This is a genomic window from Acidobacteriota bacterium (assembly GCA_009691245.1).
Classification (GTDB): domain Bacteria; phylum Acidobacteriota; class Terriglobia; order 2-12-FULL-54-10; family 2-12-FULL-54-10; genus SHUM01.
This window is the reverse complement of sequence record SHUM01000005.1, coordinates 46,371-59,147: the sequence shown is the minus strand read 5'-3', so window position 1 is coordinate 59,147 and position 12,777 is coordinate 46,371. Positions and strand designations below refer to the sequence as shown.

General features: G+C 57.8%; 10 protein-coding genes. 6 read left to right on the top strand and 4 right to left on the bottom strand.

From position 1 onward, the window contains the following. Positions 1–58: 58 nt before the first annotated feature. From EXQ56_02415 to EXQ56_02400, 4 genes are read right to left on the bottom strand one after another with little or no spacing between them, the layout of a single operon-like run. The gene (locus EXQ56_02415) at positions 59–2,182 is read right to left on the bottom strand and encodes a hypothetical protein (protein MSO19307.1); all 2,124 of its coding nucleotides are present in this window, start codon (positions 2,180–2,182) and stop codon (positions 59–61) included. A 54-nt stretch (positions 2,183–2,236) separates the two neighbouring features. Further along, complete coding sequence (locus EXQ56_02410) at positions 2,237–2,557, bottom strand: hypothetical protein (protein MSO19306.1); 321 nt, start codon at positions 2,555–2,557, stop codon at positions 2,237–2,239. 17 nt (positions 2,558–2,574) lie between these two features. After that, positions 2,575–2,907, bottom strand: coding sequence for a hypothetical protein (locus tag EXQ56_02405; GenBank protein MSO19305.1), 333 nt, complete (start codon positions 2,905–2,907; stop codon positions 2,575–2,577). Then, positions 2,904–3,248: a hypothetical protein gene (locus EXQ56_02400; GenBank protein ID MSO19304.1), complete on the bottom strand. Its 345-nt coding sequence runs from the start codon at positions 3,246–3,248 to the stop codon at positions 2,904–2,906. Before EXQ56_02400 ends, EXQ56_02405 begins: the two co-directional genes overlap by 4 nt. Positions 3,249–3,367: 119 nt before the next feature. Between EXQ56_02400 and EXQ56_02395 the strand changes: the two genes are divergently transcribed. From EXQ56_02395 to EXQ56_02370, 6 genes are all read left to right on the top strand, one after another. Next, complete coding sequence (locus EXQ56_02395; protein ID MSO19303.1) at positions 3,368–6,055, top strand: valine--tRNA ligase; 2,688 nt, start codon at positions 3,368–3,370, stop codon at positions 6,053–6,055. Positions 6,056–6,104: 49 nt separating this feature from the next. Then, positions 6,105–6,932 carry a biotin--[acetyl-CoA-carboxylase] ligase gene (locus EXQ56_02390; protein ID MSO19302.1) on the top strand — a complete coding sequence of 276 codons (828 nt, stop codon included), beginning with the start codon at positions 6,105–6,107 and terminating at the stop codon, positions 6,930–6,932. 99 nt (positions 6,933–7,031) lie between these two features. Further along, the gene (locus EXQ56_02385; protein MSO19301.1) at positions 7,032–7,832 is read left to right on the top strand and encodes a type III pantothenate kinase; all 801 of its coding nucleotides are present in this window, start codon (positions 7,032–7,034) and stop codon (positions 7,830–7,832) included. Positions 7,833–7,908: 76 nt separating this feature from the next. Beyond that, entirely contained in the window at positions 7,909–8,604 is a 696-nt protein-coding gene (locus EXQ56_02380; protein ID MSO19300.1) for a hypothetical protein, read from the top strand. 48 nt (positions 8,605–8,652) lie between these two features. Beyond that, a complete protein-coding gene (locus tag EXQ56_02375; protein MSO19299.1) occupies positions 8,653–9,984 on the top strand; it encodes a class I SAM-dependent RNA methyltransferase in 1,332 nt (443 codons plus the stop codon). After that, a complete protein-coding gene (locus EXQ56_02370) occupies positions 9,923–12,679 on the top strand; it encodes a ComEC family competence protein (GenBank protein MSO19298.1) in 2,757 nt (918 codons plus the stop codon). Before EXQ56_02375 ends, EXQ56_02370 begins: the two co-directional genes overlap by 62 nt. Positions 12,680–12,777 lie beyond the last annotated feature (98 nt).

Genomic DNA, 12,777 nt, shown 5'->3' with positions numbered 1-12,777 from the left:
CGCTGTCATCCTGATCAGCCTGCCCCGATTTATCGGGAAGCGCGGTATCTGCTTTTACTTACTTCTCCCGAATCTTTACCAAAAACGCATCGTTCGGTCCACCGCCAAATGCTGGTGAATGCGGCTTGGTAACCGGGAAATTCTTCGATTCCGTGCGCCCCGAAATGTAGACATCGCCACGCGCGCTTACCGCAATGCCTCGCCCTCGCTCATACAGGTCACCACCAAGAAAGCTGGAAATGACTAGCGTAGCCCCCGCGCGGTCAAGCTTTGCGTAAAAAGCGTCGGCAGTCCCCCCGGCGTAATTGGGCTGCAACGGATTCTTTTGAGGAAAGTTTTTAGAGTCCGTGTAGCCGGTGAGATAGACATTTCCCGCCGCGTCGAGCGCGAGGCCACGACCGTAGTCAGCTCCGCCGCCGCCGAGGAATGTCGAAAAGTTGAGCGCGGCGCCATCGGCGCGCAGCGAGGACACGAAGATATCCTGCGCCCCGCCGCCAAACTTCGCTTGCAACGGCTTCGCGGTGGGAAAGTCAGGCGATTGGGTGTAACCGGTGATGGTGGCGTTGCCCGCAGCGTCCACTGCGATCGCGCGGCTCTCGTCATCCTTGCTGCCGCCCAGAAAAGTCGAATACGTGAGCGCGGTTCCGGCGGGATTGATCTTCACCACGATGGCGTCGTCGCCCTCGCCACCCTTGAATGTTCGTTGCAACGGATTCGCGGTGGGAAAATCAGCCGAGTTAGTCAGGCCGGTAATGTACGCGCTGCCCGCAGCATCCAAGGTTATGGCGTGCCCCACATCATCGCCTGCTCCGCCGAGATATGTGGAATAGACCAGCGCCGATCCGGCGGGATTGATCTTCAGGGCGAAGGTGTCCTGCTTGCCTGCGTATTTCGCCTGAAGGGGATTCTTCACCGGAAAATTAGCCGACTCGGTGATCCCCGTCAAATAGGCATTGCCTGCGCTGTCCACAGCCATTGCGCGAGCTTGGTCGTATTCGCTGCCGCCGAGATAGGTGGAGTAAATCAGCGCGTTGCCCGCGGCATTCAGCTTGGTGATGAATCCATCATCCGACCCGCCGCCAAACTTGGCCTGAATGGGTTTCATCAACGGAAAATCGCTGGCCTCGGTGCGCCCGCCGATGTAAGCGTTGCCAGCGGCGTCGATCTTGAGATTGTGGCCAACAGCCGTCTTGCTGCCGCCGAGATATGCGCAATAGATCAATTTCGTGCCTGTGGGATCGAGCTTGGCCACAAACGCCAGGGTGTTGCCCTTCGTTTGAAAAACGCTTGCGGGATGAGCGAGCTTGCCAGCCGAAAGCGGCAGATCCGGCGACGACGTTTCGCCTGACATATAGATGAAACCATCTTTATCGACGGCGATGGAGAGAATTTCCTCTTCCTGGCTGCCGCCGAAAAACCGCCCGTACTCAATCACCGGATCGATCACCAACTCGCGGCTGCGGTCATACTCAGCCAGATCGAATCCTACTTGCAGCGGATCAGCCGACAAAACGCGGAACGCGCCCGCAATCAATTGCCGTTCGCCTTGATCCATCTGATACACAACCGGAGCGCGATGCGTGAATGTGTTGCCTGCGGTGTGAATAGTCAGATTCCCCGCACCATCCAGATTAAAATCCTCGCCTCCCGAGAGTTCCATTTTGATTTGCGCGGGGTCGGCTCCGGGCTGCACCATATAATCGTATTCAATTTGTCCATGAGTAGCATGAAACACAACGTCAATGCCGGAGTACACTTCGCGGTAGCGGACACCGGAAAACTGGGCCACATCGGTTACCCATGCCTGCGGATCATCGCCAATAAAATAATTGGATCGCCCGACCGTCGGACTCTCGCCGAGAATCTCTGCGGACGAGTTGCCACCGATCCATCGCATCTCCATGACCGGCGTGTTCTGTGCATGGCCGGAAGGCAATGCCAGCACGACATGGTCGCTTTGAAAAAACATCCCGGCTCCGCGCGCCAGCATCTTCACCTGCTGGTTCGCCTGGCCCAGGTTGGGTTCAAAGTAGAGCGGCATCCCAGCCAGTCTGGCGCCGCTGCCGGCTCGTTCCCTTGCGGTCCTTGGGAGAGAATGTTGCGGCGAGGAGGTTACGGTAGCCAGCCCAAGCAGCAAGAGCAGGCCGAACGACCATCCTAGATGGATACGCAATCGCGTCATCGTCACCCTCCTTATATTTGGCGCAACGAGCCGAGCGTCTCAAATCCGCAGGCACTACCTTGTCCGCACTTCATGCTCCAGCTTCGCAACGCCCGCTTCCAGAACCGCCAATTCGTCCCGGTCCACTTTCTGTTTCAGATCGTTGCGAATGATGGAAAGCTCGGATCGCACCAGCTCCATTTCAAAGCGAACCTGCTCCATATCCAGTTTCGCATCTCGGAAACCCTCGGCCATTTCCTGGCGGACCACTTGATGTCCTTCGCCGACCGCCTGGACTTTTGAACCAAGGTCTTCGGCGAATACCTCCAGATAACGCTGGTATTCGTCGCGTTGCTCAACGAGGAGTTGCCGGAGGTTTTGTTCGTTTAGTTCCATGTCGGGCGATTATATCATCATACGAGAACAGGTGTAAGCTCACCATTACGCAGCATTTCCAAACGGCCTAGCCGATGTTCCAATTCCTCCGTATTGAGGTGCCCACGACGGCACAAGTCTCCAAGAAAATATTCTGCCGAAGTGCTTCCCTTCTGGTTATTGCAGTCGCGGCATGCTGCGACCACATTGCGATATGAAGAATTGCCTGTTGGGCGAGAGGTCGTGTGTTCAATTACGTAGTTCTCGTCATTGAGCTTGCGCAAACAATAGAAGCAAGCATGACCCTCTCTTTTGACAATTAGCGGACGATTTGCAGGAAGATTGAAAAAATCCATATCGTCAAGACTCAATGGCGAGGTAGCTTCCACCTTTTGGAATTACCCCCCCCCATTTCTGAAGCTAATGAAAGCTTGATGCGAGTTCCATTTCGTTCCGTTCCGAGAATTGCGAGACAGCCTTTTTGCTTGAGTGATTGCAGTTTTTCATAGCATGTATTATCGGCTATTGGCGTGCCCTTCGCCCCTACCCCCAATGCCATTCTTTGTTTCGCGGATTTGAATCCTATGACGATTTCGTCAATACCTTGAAGGCGGCTATGTCTCAGAACGTATAGATATATGGCCTGCTCATAAACATCGAGCTTGGGTGCCAGGTAATCCTGAAACTCTTCGATTATCCTTTTGGCGTCCATCGGGGCCTTCCTGCCTAATATGCGGATCATTATCGAGCACAAATGGTATTATCTGAAAAAATGCCTCGCTGTAGTCCAATTGACGCTCCGCCATGCCAGACTGCATAATCAGAGTTTCTATGGCTGAGATTGCGAAAGCTTATAATCCGGGTGAGATTGAGCCGCGCTGGGCGAGCGAGTGGGTGGAGAAAGGCCTTTACACGGCCGATGCCGACTCCAATCGACCCATGTTTTCGCTGGTAATTCCGCCGCCGAACGTTACCGGCTCGCTACACATGGGACACATGCTGGAGCATACGCTCATCGACATCATCGTGCGCTGGAAGCGCATGCAGGGCTTCAACACACTGTGGCTGCCGGGCACGGACCACGCTGGCATCGCCACGCAGATGGTGGTGGAGCGCCAGCTTGCCGAGCAGGGCGTCAAGCGGCGCGACCTAGGCCGCGAAAAGTTCGAGGAAAAGGTTTGGGAGTGGAAGGGCCAGAGTGGTGACACGATTAAGCGGCAGATGCTGCGCCTCGGCGCGTCCTGTGACTGGTCGCGTGAGCGCTTCACGCTGGACCCCGGCCTCTCTGCCGCGGTGCGCGAAGTCTTCGTCACGCTCTACGAAAAGAAGCTCATCTATCGCGGCAAGTACATCGTCAACTGGTGCCCGCGCTGCCAGACGGCCATCTCCGATCTCGAGACCGTCCACGAGCAGGAGCCCGGGCATCTCTATCACATTCGCTATCCGGTGATCGGTAGCGACGAATTTGTGATCGTGGCAACGACGCGGCCCGAGACGATGCTCGGCGACACCGCCGTTTGCGTCAATCCGCGCGACGAGCGCTACACGAAGTTTCACGGCAAGTCGGTGCGCTTGCCGCTGATGAATCGTGAGATACCCTTCATCCTCGACGAACTGGCCGACCCAGAGTTCGGCACCGGCGTGGTGAAGGTAACCCCCGCTCACGACGCCAACGATTTCCAGGCTGGCCTGCGCCACAACCTGCCGCAGATCGACGTGATGGACGAAACGGGCCGGATGAACATAAACGCCGGAGCGTATGCCGATCTTGACCGTTACGAAGCGCGCAAGCGGATACTCGAAGACCTGAAGCAGCAGGGCCTGCTCGAAAAGTTGGAGCCGCACGCGCTGCCGTTGGGCCGCTGTCAACGCTGCAAGACCCCCGTTGAGCCACGCCTGTCCACACAATGGTTCGTCAAGGTCGCCCCACTGGCCGACGCGGCGATCAAAGCAGTGGAAGATGGCCGCACCAAATTCGTTCCCGAAAATTACGCTAAGATTTATTTCGAGTGGATGCGCAACATTCACGACTGGTGCATCTCGCGCCAACTCTGGTGGGGCCACCGCATCCCCGCGTGGCACTGCGAGGGCTGCAACGAAGTGATCGTTGCGCGCGAGACGCCGGCCCAATGTTCGCAGTGCGGCGGCTCGGCGCTGCGGCAGGACACCGACGTTCTTGACACTTGGTTCAGCTCCGCGTTGTGGCCATTCTCCACACTCGGCTGGCCCGAGCAGACACGCGACCTGGCCACGTTCTATCCGACATCACTGCTGATCACCGGCTTCGACATCCTGTTTTTCTGGGTGGCGCGCATGATGATGATGGGCATCGAATTCATGGGCAAAGTTCCGTTCGAGACGGTTTACATCCACCAGCTCGTGCGCGACGCCGATAAACAAAAAATGTCGAAGACCAAGGGCAACGTGATTGATCCTTTGGTAGTCACGGAAAAATACGGCACGGACGCGGTGCGCTTCACCCTCGCCGTAATGGCCGCGCCGGGCACCGACATTGCCTTGTCGGAAGATCGCATGGAGGGTTATCGCGCGTTCGCCAATAAGATTTGGAACGCGTCGCGCTTCCTGACCATGTCGCTTGAAAAGGCGGGCATCACCGAATGGACGCCGCCGTCAAACGGCGATTTTCGTCCCGTCGCGGCTTCCAGCGCTGGTGACGAAGAAGTTTCCTTCGAGGATCGCTGGATATTCTCGCGCCTCTCCCGACTCGCCGCCACTACCGCTGATGCGTGGAACGCGTTCCGCTTCCACGATGCCGCGCATGAGGTCTATCACTTCTTCTGGGGCGAGTTCTGCGACTGGTATCTGGAACTGAAGAAGCTCAGCTTTGAAGCCGACGCGGGAAATCCCGCGCGCTTGGCCGCATCCGCCGACAACCTCTGTCGCGCGCTTGACCTTGCGCTGCGCCTGCTGCATCCGATGATGCCGTTCATCACGGAAGAACTCTGGCAGCGTCTGGCCCCGCGCGACGGCTCCATTTCTCGTGCAAAATATCCCGCCGCCGATCCTACATGGATCAACGAAGCGGCCGAGCAGGATATGCAATTGCTCCAAGACATCATCGTCAATATCCGCAACATGCGCGCCGAAATGAAGGTGGATGCCAAGAAAAAAATCCCTGTGCAGCTCCGCGGCAGGGACGATGCTACGAATCAAGCGGCGACGCGTTACCGCAATGCCATCGAGAGACTCAGCACGGTCAGCGCGCTCGAAGTCAGCAACGAACCGCTGGCGGAGGCCGGTGGGGCCGTGCGATCCATGCCACGATATGCGCTGCGTATCGCGCTGTCGGACGCCGTTGACCCCGCCGCCGAGCGCATTCGTCTCGAAAAGGAATTGCAGAAACTTGAGAAGGAAACAATCTCGCTCGCGAACCAGCTCGGCAATGAGAACTTTCTTGCCAAGGCCCCGGCGCATATCGTTGCAGGAATGCGCAAGCGCAGCGAGGAAGTCTCAATTTTGATAACCAAGATCACTGAGACTCTTAGAACCCTGAACTAGCCAGACCAACTTTTTGGCCACATCGAATCGCCGCACCCCGAGAATATTCATGCCGGAGAATTACATTGCCGCAGCCGTCCGGCAGTCATTGGCTTCCAGTGGCGCAGGCGATGCCCGTCATGAACGATTCGGGTGCCCGTTTCATTTTTACGAGACCATGGACTCGACCATGACGGAGGCCGCGCGTCTCGCGGAAGCGGGCGCTCCCACCGGCACTCTGGTGATGGCGGAGGAACAGACCGCTGGGCGAGGGCGGCTCGGGCGGCAGTGGGTCTCCGAGTCCGGCGCGGGTCTCTACTTCACGCTGATTCTTCGCCCCACTCTCGCGCCCGCGGCCACGCCGATGCTGACACTGATGGCAGGCGTTAGTCTGGCCGAAGCCGTGCGGCCGTTCGTTTCCGACAGAGTGGACCTGCGCTGGCCCAACGATTTATTGATTAGCGAGAAAAAATGCGCCGGAATACTGGTAGAGATGCGCGCCGATCCAGAACGCGCCCAATCGGAGCGACGGTGGCACGTGCTGCTGGGCATTGGCATCAACGTGAACAACACGGAGTTTCCGGAAGGGCTGGAGACGGAGCCAACATCGTTATTATTGGAGGCCGGGCAGCCCATCCCGCGTGTGGATCTGCTGATTTCCGTCCTGAAGCGGCTGGAGGAGGACTATAATTCATTACTGGTGGACGGCGCGCAACCGATACTGAAGCGATTTTCAACCATCTCCAGTTATGCCAGCGGCAAACGCGTCCGCGCCGGTGAAGACGGGCATTTTATAACCGGAACAACAGAGGGTCTAACGCCAGAGGGCGTTCTGCTTTTGCGCCGCGATGACGGTGGGTTGGAAAAAATAATTGCGGGCCACGTAAGACCACTGTAAGTAAGTGCGGCCTCTGCAGGAACTTCGCCGCAGGAATTCCATAGAGTAGAGGATGATCCGCTGAAACCAGCCACAAAACAAACCAGTGCATCCAACAAGCTGCTGCTGGCCATGGATGTCGGCAACACCAATACCGTGCTAGGCGTGTATTCCGGCGACAAGCTGGTCGCCGACTGGCGGCTGCGCACCGCGCGTGAGCAGACTGTGGACGAGTACGGAATCCTCACCCGCGACCTGTTCCGGCTGGCGGGAATGGCGCATGCGCGTATCGAAGGTGTTGTGATCGCCAGTGTAGTCCCGCCGCTCAATAGCACACTGGCCCAGATGGCGGAGCGCTACTTCAAACGCCAGGCCATTTTTGTTTCCGCGGGAGAGAGCACGGTGATGCCGGTGCTCTATGACAATCCGCTCGAGGTGGGCGCGGATCGCATCGCCAACGGCATTGCGGCATACGCCAAGTACGGCGGCCCCTGCGTGGTGGTCGACTTCGGCACGGCGATCAATTTTGATGTGGTCTCGCGGAATGGCGAGTACATGGGCGGAGTACTCGCGCCCGGCATCGGCATTGCCGCCGATGCCTTGTCGGCACGCGCCGCGCGTTTGTTTCGCGTGGAGATCAGCGATCCGGGAGAGATCATCGGCACCAACACGGCCCGTTCGCTGCAAGCCGGCTTTTTTTATGGATTTGTCGGCATGGTGGACGGCATCCTGGAGCGCCTGAAAAACGAGCTGGGACCGCGCACGCATGTGGTAGCCACAGGCGGACAGGCGGCGCTGATCGCAGGAGGGTCCAAATACATCGAAGCAGTCGATGAACATCTGACGCTGGAAGGGCTTCGCCTGTACTGGGAGCAAGGGAAAAAACAGCGCTCGCGCAAGGAGTCCTCCCGTAAACGCTGACCTACATCCCGCGGCAACATCGACTCATCCGCATGCCGACCTCGGCCACCTCCAGGCCGATCCAACCAATGCTTCTATGGAAAACTACTTCAACTATTTCACCGAGATTGAAGAGTACTTCTGGAAAAAGCGCGGCACAGCCATCCTGCTGACCACGCTCGACTGGGCGTTGATCGACTCGTGGAAGCAGGCCGACATTCCCATCGAGGCCATATTGAAGGGCATCGACCACACTTTTGAAAAGTATGAACAGCGTAAAGGAAAGACGCGCCGCGTGAATGGGCTGGCCTATTGTCATCAGGCGGTGCTGGAGGCGGCCGAGGAAAAGGATCATGCGGGTCTGCCCCATGCGGCCACGCCACCGCCGTTTCCGCACGAAGCGCTGGCGGATTATCTGGAGAAGAACGCCTCGGCGGTGGCTCGGGCAGCGGAAGGAATGTTCGAGCAAGGGCGCGCGGAATCCGCCACCAACCTGTCGGCGATTGCGGCCTCTTTGCGCGAACAATCTGCGCTGACGCGCGCGGGTCAGGCGCTGGACTTGCAGGCTATGGAGCAGCGCATGAGCATTTTGGAGGAGAAGATGTTCTCCATCCTGATGCAGGGCTGCGCAGAGGAGGCTTTGGTGGTCATACGCGGCGAGCGCGACCGTCAACTCGCGCCGTTCCGTGGCAAAATGTCCAGCGCCCAGCTTAGAGATTTGGAAAAGCAGTTTGAGATTCGGAAGATTCTGGAGATATCCGAACTGCCGCGCCTAAGTTTGTTCTATTTGTAAGACCTATGTTCTATCTGTGAACCTGATGAGAAAGAAGCGCCCATTTCAATGACAACGGCAGAGACAGCAGCGAGCGAAGTAACCATCGAGAAGCTTGTTTATGGCGGCGAAGGGCTGGCGCGCACGCCGGAGGGCATCGTACTGGTGCCGGGCGCGCTTCCGGGCGAACGCGTGGCGGTGGAGATCGAACCGGCCAAGAAAGGCGTTCGGCGGGCGCGACTGATCCAGGTTCTCGCGGCCAGCCTGGATCGCATCGAACCGCCCTGCCCGTTCTTTACGAACTGTGGCGGCTGCCATCATCAGCAGATTCCCTACACCCGCCAACTCGAATGGAAGCGCGATATTCTCGCCGAGTGCTTCGAGCGCATCGGCAAGCTAAAGTTCGACGTGCCCATCGAAACCATCTCCGCCGAGCCGTGGGAGTACCGGAATCGCATCCGTCTCCATGCGCGAAAGAATGGCAACGAGTTTCGTCTGGGGTATCTCGAAAGCCAGTCGCAGCAACTGTGTCCGGTCGACGCCTGTGCCATCAGCTCGCCCGGCCTGCAGGCGGCGATTCGTTCGCTGGCCGCTGGTGAACTAACTTCCATTTTCCCAGACGGCGCCGTGGAGATTGAACTATTCGCCACCGATGAGGACCGTTCCTTGATGGCGACAATTACCGCGCGTGATTCAGGGCCCGGAGTATTTGGCGACGCATGGATGGCCGCACTGCCAAAATTTGAGTCGGTATGCTGGACGCAACAATTTGAGCCCATTCGGCAAGGCGCCAGGAACCGCCTGGTGCATCGTGAACCACCGCACAACAGGATATGGGGCTCCGGCGCAGTCACCATGAAGTCTGGTGAGTTTCATTACCGTGTCAGCCACCACTCGTTTTTCCAGACCAACCGCCGCCTGCTGGCAAAGATGATTGACGCCGCGCTGGGCGATGCGCGCGGCGTGCGCGCGCTCGACTTGTTCGCGGGAGTAGGATTCTTCACACTGCCGCTATCGCGTCGCTTCGAGCATGTGATCGCAGTGGAGTCGCATCCATCCGCATCCGGCGACCTCCAGACCAATTCCGGTGTCGCTGCTTCGCAGGTTTATGTCTACCCCATCACCGCCGAATCTTTCATCGCATCCAAACCCTCACGCCAGCCGTGGGATTTGGTCCTGGTAGACCCGCCACGACATGGCTTATCCCCTCCAGTGCGTGATGCGATCGTCGCGATGCGCCCGCGCCGCATGGTGTACGTTTCCTGCGATCCGACTACGCTGGCTCGAGATCTAGCGGTGTTTCAGCTGGCTTCGTACAAAATCACTTCGGTCCACTTGATTGATCTGTTCCCGCAGACGTATCATCTGGAGGCCATTGTCCACATGGCGCGGCCTGCGTAAGCGCTCGTTCACACTGCCGGACGATGGCGATAGTTCACATTCCTCAGACCGGGGACCGGCTGGATTGACTTATTCGCCTCTACTTCCCGTTGCGCTGGCGTTTGCCGGCGGAATCGCCACAGCTCCCTACTTCCATCTTCGCGCTCATGAACAACTAGCTGTACTGATTGCTTCCGTTCTGCTGGCATCATTACTAAGCTTCAAAAAAAAGTTGTGGCCCGCGCTGCTCGGCGCGTGGATTGGCGTCTTTGTTGGCGGCGCGTTTCTTGCGTCCTTTGAGCGCATTAATCCGCCGCCGAATCATATCGAATCACTTTCGCGCAACGGGAGTATTAATCCTGGGCAACAAGTAAAAATTCACGGCTGGGCTCTCACTCCCAGTCAGGCGCGTCCGGGGACTTACGTCATTGACCTTGCTGTTGAGCAAATCGAGCAGAATGAACTGCTCTTCCCTACCTCGGGAGCAATTCGCGTCTACTATTATCCGCGCAACCAGGAGGAGCCTCCGCTCCGTCTCGACTACGGTTCGCGCGTGGCGATCTCGTTACGTGATCTGCGCGCGCCCCGCAACTTTGGCAACCCCGGCTCCTTTGATTACGCTGGTTCCATGCGTCGGCAAGGCATCTCCTTTACCGCCTTGTTGCGGAACCGCAAGACCGACCTGCAAGTGTTGCCCGGCCAAGCTGGATCCCGATGGCGTGGCGTAGTTTTCCGCGCTCGCGAAGGTTCGCTGAAAGCCATCGAGCGTTTGTTTGCGGGACAGCCCGTAAAGCAGAGCATTCTGAAAGCCATGCTCCTGGGCGATGATAGCTGGCTCGACCCGCGCACTGAGCGTGCCTTTCAGGAAAGCGGCACGTACCATGTACTGGTAATTTCGGGGTGGAACGTAGCCGTCTTCGCCGTGCCGTTGCTGCTACTACTCATACGCCTGTGCCTTCCGAACTGGCTTTCTTCACTAATCGTGTTTGGATCAGTGGCCAGCTTTGCTCTGCTGGCGCAATCGGAGATTCCCATTGTTCGCGCCTCCCTGATGTTTCTCGTTTATCTCATAGCACGATTGTTCTTCCGACGCCGCGCTCTAATTAATTCACTGGCCGCAACCGCGCTATTGTTGTTGATACTGCATCCATCCGATCTGTGGGATTGGGGATTCCAACTTTCTTTCCTTGCCGTGTTGACGCTGGCCGCAATTGCCCTGCCCGCTGTCGAGTGGACTATCTCACCGCTCCGTTCCGCGCTACGGGAATTATTCGACGAAAATGGCGACAGCCGATTCACGCCGACCCAAGCGCAATTCCGCATGGATCTGCGAACGCTGATCGATTATCTGGTTGTTCCATCACGCGAATCCAGCAGGCTGCAGCGGGGGATTCGGGAGACACTGCGATCCAGCGCATGGATGGTAATCAGTCTGGCGGAGGCGCTTCTTTTCACCGCGACCATGCAAGCTGGATATGCTCTGGTAACCGCACTCTATTTCCACCGGCTGACGTGGTCCGGCGTACTGGCCAATCTGCTGATCCTGCCCACGGCTAGCTGCATCGTGATGCTCGGGATCATCCTCGTGCCGCTGGTCTACCTGGCCCCGCCGCTGGCTCAACTATTGGCTCCACTGCTTGGCTGGACTATCGCGGCGCTGACGACAACAACAGAACTCGCGGCGGAATTAACGGCCCTCAACAGCCGGGTGGCCACTCCTCCATTTTGGCTTTCACTGGTTTTTCTTTTGACGACAGTTTCGCTGGCTGCACTAATTGCCCTCCGTTCAAAATGGAGTGGCGCGACGGCCGCCCTGTTGATCGCCTGTTGCGTTGCGCTGACGTGGATGCGACCGGGGACGAGTTGCGCCTCAGGCCAACTCGAAGTTACATCAATCGATGTGGGTCAGGGCGACGCGCTGTTGGTCTGCTTTCCCCAGGGCACCACGATGCTGATTGATGCGGGAGGAAGCATCCCCATCCCTGGCTCTCCCGTTCGCAGGCAGGACATAGGCGAAACGGTGGTTTCCTCCTACCTCTGGAATCGTGGCATCACACGGCTCGACTATGTGGTTCTCTCCCACGATCATTTTGATCACATGGGCGGCCTCGAGGCCATATTTGAAAATTTTTCGCTAGGGGAATTCTGGATGGGTCCGGACGCCGCGGACCGAAAAATGGACCGGCTGCGTAATCTCGCCCGTGCCGCGGGAGCCCAAATCATTTGGCCGGTAACTAGCCAAACGGAGAACAGCGCACGGAAAATCGACGGGGTTCAAGTGGAAGTATTGTCGCCGCCACCTGATTGGGCACCGCGAAAAGTCAGCAACGACGACTCGATTGTGTTGCGGTTGGCAATGGGCCAACGGAGCATTCTGCTCGCGGGAGACATTGAGTCCCGCATGGAGCAATTACTTACTGGCAGTGGCAAGCAGCTTGCCAGCGATGTCCTGAAAGTCGCGCATCACGGCAGCCGGACATCCACGACTCCCGAGTTTCTTGCGCAAGTAAATCCAGGTTTCGCATTCATGTCAGTCGGCGCCTTCGGGCGATTCGGGCATCCCAGCCCCCAAGTGATCGAAGCCCTTTCTGCCGCCGGCATTCCGGTATACAGCACCGCCAAGCAAGGAGCCTTGAGTATCCGCACGGACGGGTGGCGCATACAGATCGATACCCATCGCGATAAGTTTCACGATTGGCCACAGTTCTTACCTTAGCCGTCTTGTTGCTCGACCCAGCCACAACCGAGCGGGAGCTATCCCGCTGGACGATTATCAGCGACCGTTGCACCGGACCGCTCCCTCTCGGTCGCGGC